Raw genomic sequence first — 15,762 nt, 5'->3', positions numbered from 1 at the left:
TTCTCTGCCTATTACTATATCATACATTAAAAATAAAGGGGAGATAAAAATCTCCCCATATTTCAGTCATAGTAACTTTATTTTATTTTACCTAGTATCCCAGCTTATCCATATAGGACATATATTTGACAACCATTAAAGCAATCTTGAAGGTAATTGCATCTTCAAACATTCTAAGATCAAGTCCTGTACTCTTTTGAAGCTTATCCAAACGATATACCAAGGTATTTCTGTGAATAAATAGCTGTCTGGAAGTCTCTGATACATTTAGGCTGTTCTCAAAGAACTTGTTGATAGTTGTAAGAGTCTCCTCATCTAAGTCCTCCGGGTTCTTTCCATCAAAGATTTCCTTAATAAACATTTTGCAAAGTGGTATAGGCAACTGATATATAAGTCTTCCTATTCCAAGTCTTGAATATGCCACAATATTCTCAGCAGCATAGAATATCTTACCTACATCCAGTGCCATCTTAGCCTCTTTATAAGACTTTGATACCTCCTTGATCTCATTTACAATAGTACCATAGGCAACTGTCACATTCAAAATACCTATAGAGTTCAACTCATCTATAACAGATCTTGCAACTCTATCTAAATCCTCATATGCAGAGCCTTCCTTCATTTCTTTTACAAGAATAATATCTCTCTCATCAACCGCTGTAACAAAATCCTTATTTCTTGATGAAAAAAGTGACTTAACAGCCTCAAGGCTTGAAACATCTCTTTCATTCTTAGTTTCAATAATGTAAACTACTCTTCTTACACTGGTCTCGATATGTAACTTCTTTGCCCTATTGTAAATATCTACAAGCAATAAATTATCCAGCAGGAGATTCTTTATAAAATTATCCTTATCAAATCTCTCTTTATATGCTATAAGGAGGTTCTCTATCTGGAATGATGCTAATCTTCCTACCATATAGGTATCATCTGTAGTTCCCTGAACCATAAGAACATATTCCAGCTGATGCTCATCAAAAATCTTGAAGAATTGGAATCCACCTATAGCTTGTGAGTCTGCCAATGAATTTGCAAAAGTATTCACCTGTAAATCATAAGTCTCCGCTTCTGCAAAAGTAGTTGCTAAAACCTTGCCTTCAATATCACAAATGCAAAGTTCTGTTCTTGTAATACCCTTTAAACCGTCTATGGTATTTTGAAGAATTTGGTTTGAGATCATATACTTATCTCCTTTACTTATACTTTATCCTACCATCTCATACAAAAATTAGAATGAGATAGTCATTAATACACTCTCAATTTTGACAGCTATTAATATATAAACCGATCTGCTCTAAATATCTGATAGCAGATATTAACAACTTTCACATAAATAATAATGCATTATCACGAGTAAATCAATACTTAAAAGATATATTTTTATTTTTGTTTATATAATTTTGCCTATACAAAAGTTGGTGTGGGTGCAATCTATTGAAAATTTACCATAGCAATAAAGAAGATAAAATGTCTCGATCAATTATTGTAAGTATTATATAAATTTTTTAAAACTTTATTTCACCTGTGAATACATACTCAGCCTTACCCCTCATATAGACCTCATCATTTACCAGGCTTATATCCAAATCTCCACCAAGCAGATGTACTCGTACATTTGTATCACAATGTCCTTTTTTCATTGTAGCAAATGCACTGGCACATGCTCCTGTTCCACAGGCAAGAGTTTCACCTGAACCTCTCTCCCATACTCTCATATGTATATTTTTTCTATTTTCAATATATATAAACTCAGAATTGACCTTATCCGGAAATCTCTTATGTTTTTCGTAATATTCCCCCACTTTTTCAAGGTTCATACTCTTTAGTTCTTCCAAAGAGTCTACATAGTACACTGCATGTGGATTTCCCACATCTATTCCTATAAACTCTTTTTCTTCTCCATTTATCAATATCTTCTCCGGAAATTCTGATGTAATCAAAGCCTTACCCATGTTTACATTTATATACTCTGCAACACCATCCTTTGCATCTACTTCTATGTATTTTATACCTGCTCCGGTTTCCATAGTGAATTTTTCAGACTTCACATAGCCATGGTCATATGCATATTTGGCCACACATCTTGAACCATTGCCACACATAAGTCCTCTACTGCCGTCCGCATTATACATATCCATTTTTACATCCGCTATATCTGACGGACATATAAGTATCAATCCGTCACTGCCTACTCCAAAATGTCTATCGCTTACCTTTATTGCAAATTCACTTGGATTTTTTACTTCCTCTTTGAAGCAGTCCACATATACATAATCATTTCCTGCTCCCTGCATTTTTACAAATTTAATAATATTCTCCATCTATATCTATTCCTTCCCGCCATATAACAAGCAAATCTTCTTTGCCATATTTATAATAGTGTCTCCGTTTTCCATACTACTGCTTTGCAAATACTTATGTGCTTGTGGCTCTGTCATATTCCTATGTTCTATCAGAAGCGCCTTTGCTCTTTGTATTGTTAGAAAATTTTTACTTCCTCTATCTTCCTGCTTTTTCTTTCTTTTTCTTTCATAATAAAGTTTATCAGATATCTCGCCCACCTTCTTTGCCAACTCTATTACCTTAAAAGGCATTGGCAAAAAATTTATACTTTCATCCAAAGCTCCATTAAATTTATTTGGTGAACAAATGAGCAAAAGCTCACAGGTTTCATTGACATTATCTCTCAGCTCCATGTACTGCATATCATTAAGCTGATAAGCACATATTACAATGCCATAATCAATATCATCTGAAAGGTTTATAGCTTGAGCACCTGAGGTAACCACGCCCACGATAGAATATCCGTTTTTGATCAAAATAGATCTTAAAACCTTGCTGTCACCGGGATTTGGAAATGCAATGATTATATCTGACATTACTGTCCTTTCTCCTTGACTAAAACCCTTAAAATCAACTAGTATCTCTCCAAATACTTCTTTATTTCCCAATCTGTAACAGCATTATTAAATTCATTCCATTCCACCTTCTTAGCACTTAGATACTCATCAAATATATGCTTACCCAATTTCTCTCTTACAAAATCCGATTTTTCAAATTCGTCTATTGCCTCACTTAGCGTATCCGGAAGTTTTTTAATATTATCCACTTTATCTGCATACATGTTTTGATTGATTGCGTCATCACATTCGATTTTGTTCTCTATACCATCTAGAATAGAATATATAAGCATTGCAATACAAAGATAAGGATTTGCAGCAGAATCAGGACTTCTAAATTCCAGTCTGATTTGATTATCTCTTTCTGTAGGTATTCTAATAAGTGCACTTCTATTGGAGTTTGAACTCCAAGATACATATACCGGTGCATCAAATCCAGGCTTTAATCTCTTATATGAGTTCACCAAAGGATTATTTATCAAAGACAATTCACTTGCATGTGCCAATATTCCTGCAATAGCTGCGCTTGCCTCTGTACTAAGTTTTGAATCTTCTAAAAACACATTATTACCATCATTATCAAAAACTGAGACCTTAAAATGCATACCACTTCCATTTTCCGTATCAAAAGGTTTTGGCATAAATGAAGCACTTAGTCCATGTCTTTTTGCCAATGTCTTTACAGCCATTCTAAATGTCTGTATAGTATCTGCACATACTACTGCACTTTGATTTGTGAAGTCTATTTCATGCTGAGCCTTTGCAATTTCATGGTGTGAAGACTTTATTTGTATTCCCATCTCCTCCAAATTTAACACAATATCTCTTCGTATATTCTCAGACATGTCAAGAGGACCTACATCAAAATAACTCGCCTTTTCCTTTACAGTACGACTTACCTCTCCCGTATCATCTGTATTTAACAAAAAGAACTCACATTCAGCTTCAATAAATATATTCAAGCCTGCTTCTTTTGCTGCTTTATATGCATTCAAAAGTGCCGCTCTGGGATCTGCTGTGAATATACTCCCATCAGATCTATATATGTCACAAATAAATCTTGCAACCTTTCCCTGCTGTGGTCTCCATGGAAAAATACAAAATGTTGAAAGATCCGGATGTAAATACAGATCCGAATCTTCTATTGGTGCAAACCCCTTTACACTTGAACCGTCAAAAAGAATTTTATTGTCCAGTGCATCCTCAAGCTGACTTACAGTTATTGCTATATTTTTTAATGTTCCGAAAATATCGGTAAACTGCAATCTTATAAATCCTACATCTTCCTCTTCAACTATGGCAAAAATCTCTTCCTTTGTCATTTTTCACCTTTTCTTTAAATTTTTTCTAACACTCTCTTCAATCTGCAAAGAGCATCATCAACATCTGATTTTGAAATAATGAGTGGTGGAATAAATCTAAGTACATTGCTGCCGGCATTTATCAGTACCAGTCTCTCATCTGTCAATGCACTCTTTATAATATCAGCTACCGGTTTATCAAACTCTACTCCCAAAAGCAGACCCTTACCTCTGACTTCATTGATTGACTGATATGACCTCGCCAGTTCATCAAGCTTTTCTCTAAGATACTTCCCCACTACCCTAACATTCTCAATTATTGAATCTTCTTTGAAAATATCAAGTACCTTAGATGCTACTGCACAAACCAAAGGATTGCCTCCATATGTGGATCCATGATCTCCCGGTTTTAATACATCACTTGCCTTACCGGCTGTCAAAAATGCACCTATAGGTACACCATTACCCAGTGCCTTTGCCACTGTCATAACATCCGGCTTTATACCATATTCCTGCCAAGCAAAAAAGTTTCCGCTCCTGCCCATTCCACATTGAATCTCATCTAGTATAAGTATCAAGTCTTTTTCATCTGTCAACTTTTTTATGCCCTCTAAGAACTCTTTTGTAGCCGGATGTATTCCACCCTCTCCTTGTATTGTCTCAAGTATTATAGCACAGGTTTTATCTGTAACAAGATTTTTTACAGATTCTAAATCATTATATTTTGCAAATTTTATTCCGGGAATCAATGGATAAAAATCCTCTCTATAATGTTCATTTCCTGTAACCGAAAGTGCTCCAAGACTTCTTCCATGAAAGCTGCCTTCCATAGCAATTATTTCATATCTTCCCCCGGTTTTAGTTCCGTATTTTTTCGCAATCTTTACAGCCCCCTCAATAGCCTCCGTACCTGAATTTGTAAAAAAGACTTTTTCCATATCACTTATTTCAAGTAATTTTTGTCCTGCAACTATCACAGGTTCGTTATAAAAATAGTTTGATATATGCCATAGCTTATCTGCCTGTTCTTTTAATGCCTTATTCAATCCCTTATAATTATAGCCAAGTCCTTGTACAGCAATACCGGCAAAAAAATCCAGATATTCATTACCTTCAGTGTCATAAAGCTTTATTCCATCTCCATGGTCAAATACCACCTGATATCTGTTATATGTCTTTAATAATAAATGTTCTGCAAAGTCTACCTGATCCTTCATCATATTATTCATCTCCCACTATCATAGTACCGATACCCTTGTTTGTGAACATTTCAAGCAAAAGACAATGTGGCACTCTACCGTCAGCTATTGTCACTCTGTTTACCCCGTTTTCTATAGCATCCACACAATTTGAAAGCTTCGGCAGCATACCTCCACCCATCTGCCCATTTTCAATCATTTCCTGTATTTCTTTTGTACTTATTTTTTCTATAAGGCTGCTTTTGTCATCAAAATCCCTGTATACTCCCTCTACATCCGTAAGAAATGCCAACTTTTCAGCTTTCAGTGCCTTTGCAATAGCACATGCTGCATCATCTGCATTTACATTATAACTTTTATATTCCCTATCAAAGCCTACCGGACATATAACAGGTACAAACTCTCTATCTAAAAGGTCAAAAATAATATCCGGATTTACTTCACTTACTTCACCTACCAGACCTATATCCTCTCCCTCCACTTCCTTTTTATGGCAATGTAATAGTGAGCCGTCCTTTCCACTGATACCTACCGCCTTCATTCCAAGCTCACCCATCATTTGTACAAGTTCTTTATTTACTTTATTGAGTACCATTTCTACAACTTCCATGGTAGCATCATCCGTGAATCTTAGGCCGTTTACAAAATGTGGCTCTATATTTACTTTTTCCAGCCATTTGGAAATCTCCTTACCACCTCCATGTACTATAACAGGCTGCAAACCTACAAGCTTTAAAAGCACTATGTCCTGTATTACCTTTTTCTTCAGTTCATCATCAAGCATGGCTGAACCTCCATACTTTACCACTACTATTTTTTTATTAAAGGCTTGTATATATGGCAGAGCCTCAATAAGAGTACCTGCCTTTTCAAGTAATTTATCCATTAAACACCTCTTTATATTTCTGTCGTTTTGCAAAATCTTATAATTTATAAATAAAGCTTAAATGCTTCTAGCTTCTGTAATCTGCATTTATCTTTACATAGTCAAATGTCAGATCACATCCCCATGCGGTTGCACTAAACTCACCCATATGTAGCTTTACCAAAGCTCTCACCTCTTTTGCTGAAAGGATTTTTGTAGCTACATCTTCATCAAAACCTACAGATACTCCATCCTTATATATCAAGATCTTTCCGTTTTCACTTTCAAAATAAAGCTCCATATTATCAGGATCAAATTTTTCTCCACTATATCCCAGTGCACAAAGTATTCTACCCCAGTTCGCATCATGTCCGAATATAGCAGCCTTTGTAAGTGATGAAGTAACTACTGATTTTGCTAAAGTTCTTGCAGTTTCCTTGGTCTTGGCACCATCTACCACTACTTCAAAAAGTGCAGTAGCACCCTCCCCATCTCCTGCAATCATCTTTGAAAGAGTGGTTGTGACAAAGTTCAAATTAATTTTAAATACCTTGTACTCATCACTATTTTCATCAACTATTTTTACATTTTCAGCCAATCCATTTGCAAGAATAATAAGTGAATCATTTGTAGAAGTATCACCGTCAACACTCACCATATTGAAGGTATCTACTACATCCTCTCTAATTGCTTTTAATAAAAGCTCCTTTGAAATATTTATATCCGTTGTAATAAATCCAAGCATTGTACACATATTCGGATGTATCATTCCTGAACCCTTACACATTCCACCCATCTTTACAGTTTTTCCTGAAATTTCAAACTCTATTGCGACTTCCTTTGAAACAGTGTCTGTAGTCATTATAGCCTTTGCAGCCTCATTTGCCGCCCTTTCGCTCTGTTCCAAAGACTTTGAAAGTGACTCTATACCATTACAGATTCTATCTATAGGCAGCTGCATACCTATCACTCCGGTAGAAGCCAAAAGCACTGAATTTTCATCTACTAAAAGCTCCATAGCAGCCTTATTTGCACTCTGCTTACAATACTCCATGCCCTCATCCTTTGTGCATGCATTAGCAATGCCTGAATTTATGACTATTGCATTTACTTCCACTTCACTATCTGTAATATTCCTATCCCAAAGTACCGGTGCAGCTTTCACAAGATTTGTAGTATATGTTCCGGCAGATATGGCAGGAACTTTTGAAAAAATCATAGCCATATCTGTTCTGTTTTTATATTTTATATTCGCTGCTGTTGCACTTGCCAAAAATCCCTTTGGGGCACATATTCCGCCATTTATTATATTCATACCTTCTCCTTATACTGCTATTTCAATTACATATACCGGCTATGCTTTACACAAAGCTCCAAGCCCCGGGTATACATAAGTCATTATGCTACTACACTTGATATATTTCCCTCATTTAGTGTAAGTTCATAGCTGTTTATATCAGTATTTAACTTCCAATTCTGATTTTTCCAAAAAATATTTCCGGCAAAATTTTTCTTGAATGCAATCAATGTTATCTTGCTGATTCCTTCTTCTTTGAGCCTTTCTATAGCTTCCTCCACCATCCGACTTGCTATATTTAATCCTCTGCACTTTGCATCTACACATACATGGTAGAACGAAGCCTGTCTACCATCATGTCCTGAAAGTATGCTTCCAACTATATGATCGTCCTTTATGGCAACAACACTAAGTCCTATATTCCTATCAAGGAATTTCTTTATATGCTCAAAGTCATCATCAATAGCTCTTATTTTAAAACCCTTTATGCTTTTCCATAGAGTCATTACCTCATTGTAATCCTCAATAGTCATTGTCCTTATTTCTATATCTTTCTTCATCATATTGATATCGGTAAATTTTTTAATCCACATTCTTCTTCAATTCCAAACATTAAATTCATATTCTGCATAGCCTGACCCGCAGCACCCTTTATAAGATTGTCAATAGCACCGGTCACTACTATCCTGTTTGTCCTCTTATCTATTACATAGCCTATATCCACAAAATTGCTTCCCTTTACAAATCTAGTCTCCGCATTTTCATTTTTTCTAAGAAGCCTTATAAACTTCTCATTTGAATACTCAGACTCATAAGCTTTTTTTACATCTTCCTTACTTACATAAGGCTTTAGTGAAGCATATGCAGTTACCAAAATTCCTCTCATCATAGGAACCAGATGTGGTGTAAAACTGAGTACTATCGGCACATTCGCAACTTTACTCAGTTGTTCTTCTATCTCCGGAGTATGTCTGTGACTTGCTATACCATATGCTTTCATATTCTCATTAACTTCGCAAAAAAGATTATCAATCTTTGCACTTCTTCCTGCACCTGAAGTTCCTGACTTGGCATCTATTATGATGCTGTTTTCATCTATCAATTTATGCTTTAGCAGTGGATTTAATGAAAGTATTGAGCAGGTAGGATAACATCCCGGATTTGCAATCAGCCTTGCATTCTTTATATCTTCACGGTAAAGCTCAGGCAATCCGTATACTGCCCTTTCTATCAGATTTTTTGACTTGTGCTCAAGCTTATACCACTTTTCATATACATCCACATCCTTTATTCTGAAGTCCGCTGAAAGGTCTATTACTTTTGAATTAGCAAGTACCTCATCATTTATATTTTCAGCCAGGAAACCCTGAGGTGTAGCTGTAAATATAACATCTACTTTTTTTGACAGTTCTACTATATTGTCGTTTACACAAGATATGTCTGCATATTTATACATGTTTCTAAATACACCTGAATAAGTCTCACCCACAAAGCTCTTTGATCCGTAGCCCACTATTTCACAGTCATTTCTTTGTAACAACAGTCTAGCCAGCTCTGCTCCTGCATATCCCGTAGCTCCTACAATACCTGCTTTTATCATAAAACACCTCATTTCCTTTCTTGCAATTTATAATATTACTTTTATAGTTTTATAATTATACACTTTTTATGAATAAAATCAAGGGCTTGTGCATAAAAATTTTGGACAAATAAAATGAGGCTGTCAGTTCTTGACAGCCCCGGATATATTAGTTAGTATAAATTTTTACATTGTCACCCTCAAACCCTACTGATTCAAGTGGTTCGCCACCTTCTGCACTATAAAGTTCAGGTTGACCTCCTATAAACACAACTGTTACATTCCTATTCTCATACGCTCTCCATGAAGCTTGACTTCCATCACGCATATTTTCTGAAAATCTACTAAAATGTATGCTGAACACCTTTTCAGTATATGTTGCCTCTCCTGTAATACCATCTGTTACTACCATCCTCCTTGGATAATCTAAAGTCAGTACCGCAAACTTTACATTGTCAGGATACATACTAAGTATTATTCTTCCTGATTGTTGATTATAATATCGTGCCAAACCTGTTCTTTTATCATAATATCCAAGATTACCTTTAACACTTATACATCTTTGTACCGCTCCATTTATTGTCCAAGCACCATTCTGGTCAATGCTATAACCGTCAGGGCTGGTTGTATTTATATAACAATTTCCATTGCCATCAAAGTAGTAGCACTCCGCATACCCATCCACATCTCCATCAATCCACATCCACTCATTTGCAGGATAAGAACCGTCTTCTCTTATATATCTCCAGGAACCATTCTCCTGTCTCCAAGAACCCGCAAATGATGTAAAACAAAATCCAAATATAAATAAACTCATAGCAATCAAGCCAAATATCATATTTTTAAATGATTTCATATTCTTTTCCCACTTCCTTAATAATATATTACTGAATCAAAAGCTCATCAAACATCACAATAAATATAACTAAATCCCCTTACAAAAATATTATTATCCAACTCAAACATTCATACGATATCACCCCTTTTTTCATTTAAATATTTTTAAAACTTACTTACGCTTATATTACTCTTTTTTCAGCATCTTATATGGAAATTATTCCATCTTTTACACGTAGTAAGTAATTTATTTATCACAACTTCTTTTCCACCCTCTTTTATCTACTTATTTTAGATTTTTCTAATACTTCCTGATCAATGGATTTTCTTTTATAATCGACCCTATATTACTACTGATTCTGCCTTTTATATAATCTTCATAGCTTCCTTCTTTATGAAGTAACAAAAATAATTCAAAATTAGGATTAGAAACTGCCGCTATATCCCTCTTTTCAATATCTTCTATCAGTTTATCATGACCTTCTACTTTTTCTTCAAAAATATCCCCGTCAAAAACTATAATCATCCTGTCATGCTCTACATCTTTTATAAACTCCGATGATTTAACCAAGTTTGATTTTCCTGAAGCATTCGCACCATATATTACTGCATTCTTCAATAAATTTACTTGATGAAATCATAGACAATTCTTCTTTTTTATCAAAAGACTTAAAATTCTCTACTGTAATATTAACCAACATATTATCTACCCCATAACCATTTAAAAAGCACTTTTTACTTATTATATATCTGTATATTACGCTTTTTTTCTCTATATGGTCAACTCAGATCTATAATACTGTATTCAAAGCAATTCTAAAATAGGTATAGCAAAAATATATATATTATACAAGTGCATTGCAATAAAAAAGGGCTGTCGGGAAATAAGTAATTTTACTTCCCGCAGAACAAAATAGAAATATCCTGACAAGTACAAGGCATTTTGGCTTTGTGACTTTGTCAGGATATTTTGGTTTTCTATAATACACAGCCCCAATCTGCAATCAAACATTTACATAAGATTACATCTGTGTTATGCTAGATTTATAGAAATATTTTATATTTGGAGGTATTAAATATGGCAAGTACACTTATCCAATTTAGAACAGAAGACACTGAAAAAATTAAATCTATACAAATTCTTGATAAGCTTGGGCTCACACTTCCGTCATACCTTAAAATGTGTATGTCAAGACTAAATCAGGAACAGGGTATTCCATTTAGTATGAAGCTTAACAACACCGATACACCAGGAATAAAAGCTTTAGATAAAGCCGGCAAGATTGCAGAGGAATATAATATTTCCAATATGTCATTGGATGAGATAAATGCAGAAATATCAGAGGCAAGAAAGTAATTATGAAGTATTTTGTAGTCATCGATACTAATGTTCTTGTTTCTGCAGTATTAAAGCATAATTCTATTCCTAGAACTATTATTGAGTTTGCATTTAATGGTAAAATTATACCTGTATTGAATAAAGAAATCGAATCAGAATATAGAAATGTTTTATTGCGTCCAAAATTTCATTTACCTAATGATATCGTAGATGATATTATAAACGAATTTAATCAAAAAGGACTGTATATTAATGAAACTCATATTGATATAGATTTACCTGATCCTAAAGATGTAGTTTTTTACGAGGTTGTTATGGAACAGAGAGAATCAACTCAGGCTTGGATGGTGACAGGAAATATAAAACATTTTCCAGCTGAGACATTTATTGTAACTCCAAGGCAAATGCTTGATATTATTTTAAATGAAGATGATTATTAAAAATCAGTGGGGCTGTCATTTCCTGACAGCCTCCTCATATTCTTTTCCCACTTCCTTAATAATATATTACTGAATCAAAAGCTCATCAAACATCACAATAAATATAACTAAATCCCCTTACAAAAATATTATTATCCACCTCAAACATTCATACGATATCACCCCTTTTTATTAAATATAAGCTCTTATTTTCTTTGAATATATCAAAATTGCAAATATATATCATACAAACTTCCGGAACATTATAATAGCTTTATATAAGTATTTTCCAATAACCTTTTCTATTTGAACCTATACGCTCTATATATCCTTTTTCTTTTAAATTGGAAATTCCACGATCTATTGCAGTCTTTCCTTTACATATTTTTTCTTGGATCTCTCTCTTGGTAATATTAGGGTTGCTTTTTATTTCTTTAAGTATAATCTTTTCCGTCTCATTTAAATCCGAATAACCAGCCTCTTTATTACCCTCTTTATTACCCTCTTTATTACCCTCTTTATCATACATGATATTAATCCAATTAAACGGAATTTTTACAATAATAGAATTTTCTCTGAATTCAAATGCTTCTTTTCCATATTTTTCTGTAATTTTAGGAACTCCTCTACCGGTCTTCTCACTGATATGCAACTGCAAAAAAATCTCTGATAATTTTTTATTAACAGGAATGGACTCATCTAAAAAGAATCCTTCAACAGTCTGTCCTTGAGGTATTGTTCCCCTTGATAGAATCTCTATCCTATCAGAGTAAATAGTTACCATGGGCTCATTCATTTCTACCCACTTATTATGTAAGAATGCATTAATTATAGCTTCTCTAAAGGCATCTTTATCAAACAGAGGTACATCTTTCCTTTCTACAACTCTATCTTTCTCATCTGCCTGTATAATATTTAATACATCCCCATATCTTAATATTTCATCTAAAGATAAATACCATATTAAAGTTCAACCAATATATAAAGCTGTATTTGATTCATATTTCTTACGAAAGAGGACACCTTTCAGTATCCTAGGTGTTTTCAATATCACGCAATAATATTGTCTGTACCTTTACATTTTTTATTTAAGTACTTCTCAAACTTGCTTACGCTTATATTTGCTCTTTTTGCAGCATCTTCTACAGATATTATCCCATCTTTTACCAGTATAAGTAATGTATTTATCGCACCTTCTTTTCTGCCCTCTTTTATTCCTTCTTTTATCCACTTCTTTTTAGATTTTTCCAATAACTCCTGATCCATATCCTCTTTAAATATGTCGTATAGTTCCTTCATTGCATCTGTCATCTTATTACCCTCCTTAACATACTTAAAATCATATTTCATCTTGGATGTTACAGGAAAATTTTCACTGTAACAATCATCTTTTGTAAAAACTTCCATTAGCTCAGATAGTGTAGTACCATCATTTATATTCGCACTGATATATATTTCCTTAAGTCCATTGTCAACTTCTGTGTAGCTACCATCTATCACTCTTTTTATTAGATATAAACTCTTATTTTCTTTAAAGATATCAAAGTTGCAGATATATATCATACACACTTCCGGCACATTATCAAAGTTCTCTCCTTTTTTCATCAGGCTTGTAGTCAGTACGCTGCTGTAATATCTCACTCTTTTTTGGTGATTTACATTATCAGCATTTTGAACCTCAATATTTATCCTTCTTCCATCTCTTAGTTCACAATAAGCATCCAGTATAACCGATCGTCTGTCTATATTAGTTATAGCATATTGCGACTTATTATTTAATACTTTTAGATGATAATCTTGCAAAAACTCCCTTAATATTTCTTCGCAAAACTCCTTATTCTCTGCCATCTTTCTAAATATAATATCATCAATGGGATTTAACTTTTGTATATATTCTTTGAACTTTTGTATAGACCTCTCAGACATAAACCTCCTTTATAAATAGAACTTTTATTTTATGAATTAGAAAATATAAGAAATATAATTATAGAATCACTAGATATAATGATCTATATTTTCAACTATTATAATAAATATTGTTGATTAATGCAATATACTTTAGTACAATACCTCATTAACCTGGTATAAAAGATTAATTCCACTATCCTTCTACTTAAGAAGTGGGTTGAAAAATCAACCCACCAACACTTGACATAGAACCAAAATTTAGGGTTTTGTGACTCAAAATAAGTCACAAAACCCCTTTCTTATTGCTATCATTTCCAAACAGTCTCTTTATATATTTTCCACCGTACTCTTATTTATTACCGTAGTGAGAGCCACACTGTATTATTTCAATACTGTTCTCACATAGTCTAAATACGATTCGATTTTTCTCATCAATACGAACACTCCAATATCCCGAAAGATTTCCACTAAGTGGCTCAGGCTTTCCGGTACATTCATATCCATTTCTATCAATATCTACTAATAACCTATGGATTTTCTTTAAAATCTTCTTATCATGTGTTTGCCAATACAGATATTCTTCCCATGCATTATCATCCCATAGTTTTCGCATCATTCAACTCCTATTAAGTCATGTTCTTTTAACACACTTTTTCCTGTGCGAATATTGGCAACTCTCCTCTCCAATTCATCTATATTCTCTTTACTGTAAAAAGGATCCGCCGACACTTCAAATGGTATTCGTCTCTCTGACCCCAGCCTTTTCAAATAGATATTTACTGCTGTAGACATTGACATTCCAATATCTTTGCATACTTTCTCTGCATTTACCTTCACATCATCATCAATTCTCAAACTAATTTGTGCCATAATCATCCTCCTTCCTTTAACTTTATTGTATTCTATTTGCACCTGTTTGTAAAGCATTTCACTTACATTATAACCGATAATAAGTCGTTTAGTAACTAAAATTATTTATTACCCTCCTTTAACATACTTAAATTGATAACCTGCTTATCTAAAACTAAAAACAGAGGTATCACCCTCATCATTGATACCCCTTTATTTACTATAATAATATTCTATTCTATCCCTATCTTCTTTCTCCTTAAGTGACATCTCCTGAGCAAGATTTACCATCTTATTTTCCAAAAGTGACATCTGTATACTCATAAAAAAGAGTTTTACTAAAAGCATCCCTATTATTATAAGGTAAACTATATTTGCCGGAGACTTTGCTCCCAGCAAATCTGATATAAAATAAATAATCCTAGGAAATATTGCAAAGACTATCAATATGATGGAAAAGCTCACCCAGAAGAGTCCATCTTCTATCCTTATCTTTGACTTTCTTATTTTTCTTATAATTACAATAAATGATATTATTGATATTAAAATCAAACCTATTCTTAGTATTATCGTCATAGTATTTTTTTCTTCTCTCTAAAACTTTGAATAAATATAATGGAGCATAACATTCTAAACATATACTTTGCTGCATTTATAGGGGTAAGGTAGCTGATTCCTGCCACTCTTTCATCCATCTCACCCTGTATCTCACATACCCTTACACCCTGCTTTATAAGATATGATATAGTATCCGGCTCAGGGGCATAGTTTAATCTAAGGGCAAATTCTGCAATAAGCTTTTTATTATACATTCTCATACCTGATGTAGGGTCTTTTATAGTGACACCGGTACTAAGTTTTATAGCAAAACTAATTAGTCTGGAACCAAGCATCCTTGGAGTAAAAGGTTTTTTCTTAGTGACAAATCTTGACACAATGACTATATCACATTCTTCACATTTTTTTCTCATTGTAGGTATGTATTCAGGTCTATGCTGTCCGTCTCCGTCGAACTGTACTGCATACTTATAGCCATGCCTGTGGGCATATTTCATACCGGTTTGAAAGGCACCTGCAAGTCCAAGATTAACCGGTAGGTCAATAATATTAAAATTATTTTCTCTGCAAATCTTGGAAGTATTATCGGCAGAACCGTCATTTACTATTACATAGTCAACATCATCAAGCGTACTTGTGAGCCTCTCTATCACATTTACAATATTCTTTTCTTCATTGAACGCCGGTATTATCACTAATGTATCAGCCATA

The 15,762-nt window shown here is 33.8% G+C and carries 20 protein-coding genes; 2 read left to right on the top strand and 18 right to left on the bottom strand.

What is annotated here, in order from left to right:
• Positions 1–91: 91 nt before the first annotated feature.
• From D4A81_RS01555 to D4A81_RS13075, 12 genes are all read right to left on the bottom strand, one after another.
• Positions 92–1,180: a PucR family transcriptional regulator gene (locus tag D4A81_RS01555; RefSeq protein ID WP_111523897.1), complete on the bottom strand. Its 1,089-nt coding sequence runs from the start codon at positions 1,178–1,180 to the stop codon at positions 92–94.
• A gap of 325 nt (positions 1,181–1,505) precedes the next feature.
• The gene (gene dapF, locus D4A81_RS01550; protein ID WP_111523975.1) at positions 1,506–2,309 is read right to left on the bottom strand and encodes a diaminopimelate epimerase; all 804 of its coding nucleotides are present in this window, start codon (positions 2,307–2,309) and stop codon (positions 1,506–1,508) included.
• A gap of 18 nt (positions 2,310–2,327) precedes the next feature.
• Positions 2,328–2,879 (bottom strand): ANTAR domain-containing response regulator, encoded by a 552-nt coding sequence (locus D4A81_RS01545; protein ID WP_111523974.1) that lies wholly within the window; start codon positions 2,877–2,879, stop codon positions 2,328–2,330.
• A gap of 38 nt (positions 2,880–2,917) precedes the next feature.
• Positions 2,918–4,222: a type I glutamate--ammonia ligase gene (gene glnA / locus D4A81_RS01540; RefSeq protein ID WP_111523896.1), complete on the bottom strand. Its 1,305-nt coding sequence runs from the start codon at positions 4,220–4,222 to the stop codon at positions 2,918–2,920.
• Positions 4,223–4,236: 14 nt separating this feature from the next.
• Positions 4,237–5,421, bottom strand: coding sequence for an aspartate aminotransferase family protein (locus D4A81_RS01535; RefSeq protein ID WP_330404998.1), 1,185 nt, complete (start codon positions 5,419–5,421; stop codon positions 4,237–4,239).
• Position 5,422: 1 nt separating this feature from the next.
• Entirely contained in the window at positions 5,423–6,286 is an 864-nt protein-coding gene (gene argB / locus D4A81_RS01530; RefSeq protein ID WP_111523895.1) for an acetylglutamate kinase, read from the bottom strand.
• A gap of 67 nt (positions 6,287–6,353) precedes the next feature.
• Complete coding sequence (argJ, locus tag D4A81_RS01525) at positions 6,354–7,580, bottom strand: bifunctional ornithine acetyltransferase/N-acetylglutamate synthase (protein ID WP_111523894.1); 1,227 nt, start codon at positions 7,578–7,580, stop codon at positions 6,354–6,356.
• A gap of 83 nt (positions 7,581–7,663) precedes the next feature.
• Positions 7,664–8,155, bottom strand: a complete 492-nt coding sequence (locus D4A81_RS01520) for a GNAT family N-acetyltransferase (RefSeq protein ID WP_111523893.1) — start codon at positions 8,153–8,155, stop codon at positions 7,664–7,666.
• Positions 8,122–9,162, bottom strand: coding sequence for an N-acetyl-gamma-glutamyl-phosphate reductase (gene argC, locus D4A81_RS01515; RefSeq protein WP_111523892.1), 1,041 nt, complete (start codon positions 9,160–9,162; stop codon positions 8,122–8,124). Before argC ends, D4A81_RS01520 begins: the two co-directional genes overlap by 34 nt.
• Positions 9,163–9,310: 148 nt before the next feature.
• The gene (locus D4A81_RS01510; protein WP_111523891.1) at positions 9,311–9,997 is read right to left on the bottom strand and encodes a hypothetical protein; all 687 of its coding nucleotides are present in this window, start codon (positions 9,995–9,997) and stop codon (positions 9,311–9,313) included.
• 282 nt (positions 9,998–10,279) lie between these two features.
• Positions 10,280–10,549 carry an RloB domain-containing protein gene (locus tag D4A81_RS01505; RefSeq protein ID WP_242977542.1) on the bottom strand — a complete coding sequence of 90 codons (270 nt, stop codon included), beginning with the start codon at positions 10,547–10,549 and terminating at the stop codon, positions 10,280–10,282.
• Complete coding sequence (locus tag D4A81_RS13075; protein WP_242977540.1) at positions 10,542–10,679, bottom strand: hypothetical protein; 138 nt, start codon at positions 10,677–10,679, stop codon at positions 10,542–10,544. The genes D4A81_RS01505 and D4A81_RS13075 overlap by 8 nt, the downstream gene beginning before the upstream one ends.
• 377 nt (positions 10,680–11,056) lie before the next feature.
• Here D4A81_RS13075 and D4A81_RS01500 point away from each other — a divergent pair, with 377 nt between their 5' ends.
• Together D4A81_RS01500 and D4A81_RS01495 are read left to right on the top strand one after the other, a co-directional pair.
• Positions 11,057–11,335, top strand: a complete 279-nt coding sequence (locus D4A81_RS01500) for a type II toxin-antitoxin system RelB/DinJ family antitoxin (RefSeq protein WP_111523890.1) — start codon at positions 11,057–11,059, stop codon at positions 11,333–11,335.
• 2 nt (positions 11,336–11,337) lie between these two features.
• Positions 11,338–11,757, top strand: a complete 420-nt coding sequence (locus tag D4A81_RS01495) for a putative toxin-antitoxin system toxin component, PIN family (protein ID WP_111523889.1) — start codon at positions 11,338–11,340, stop codon at positions 11,755–11,757.
• Positions 11,758–12,010: 253 nt separating this feature from the next.
• Here the strand turns inward: D4A81_RS01495 and D4A81_RS01485 are convergent, their stop codons facing one another.
• The 6 genes from D4A81_RS01485 to D4A81_RS01460 form a co-directional block, all read right to left on the bottom strand.
• Positions 12,011–12,532, bottom strand: a complete 522-nt coding sequence (locus tag D4A81_RS01485; RefSeq protein ID WP_242977539.1) for an ATP-binding protein — start codon at positions 12,530–12,532, stop codon at positions 12,011–12,013.
• 254 nt (positions 12,533–12,786) lie between these two features.
• Entirely contained in the window at positions 12,787–13,662 is an 876-nt protein-coding gene (locus D4A81_RS01480; RefSeq protein WP_111523887.1) for an Rpn family recombination-promoting nuclease/putative transposase, read from the bottom strand.
• A gap of 331 nt (positions 13,663–13,993) precedes the next feature.
• Positions 13,994–14,257 (bottom strand): Txe/YoeB family addiction module toxin, encoded by a 264-nt coding sequence (locus D4A81_RS01475; protein ID WP_111523886.1) that lies wholly within the window; start codon positions 14,255–14,257, stop codon positions 13,994–13,996.
• Complete coding sequence (locus D4A81_RS01470) at positions 14,257–14,514, bottom strand: type II toxin-antitoxin system RelB/DinJ family antitoxin (RefSeq protein ID WP_111523885.1); 258 nt, start codon at positions 14,512–14,514, stop codon at positions 14,257–14,259. The genes D4A81_RS01475 and D4A81_RS01470 overlap by 1 nt, the downstream gene beginning before the upstream one ends.
• A 192-nt stretch (positions 14,515–14,706) precedes the next feature.
• Positions 14,707–15,069, bottom strand: coding sequence for a DUF2304 domain-containing protein (locus D4A81_RS01465; RefSeq protein WP_111523884.1), 363 nt, complete (start codon positions 15,067–15,069; stop codon positions 14,707–14,709).
• Positions 15,066–15,761 (bottom strand): glycosyltransferase family 2 protein, encoded by a 696-nt coding sequence (locus D4A81_RS01460; protein WP_111523883.1) that lies wholly within the window; start codon positions 15,759–15,761, stop codon positions 15,066–15,068. Before D4A81_RS01460 ends, D4A81_RS01465 begins: the two co-directional genes overlap by 4 nt.
• Position 15,762 lies beyond the last annotated feature (1 nt).

It is taken from the genome of Lachnoanaerobaculum umeaense (genome assembly GCF_003589745.1).
GTDB classification, from domain to species: Bacteria; Bacillota; Clostridia; order Lachnospirales; family Lachnospiraceae; genus Lachnoanaerobaculum; species Lachnoanaerobaculum umeaense.
Note: the sequence above shows the minus strand (reverse complement) of the source record. Positions and strands in the feature narration are given on the sequence as shown.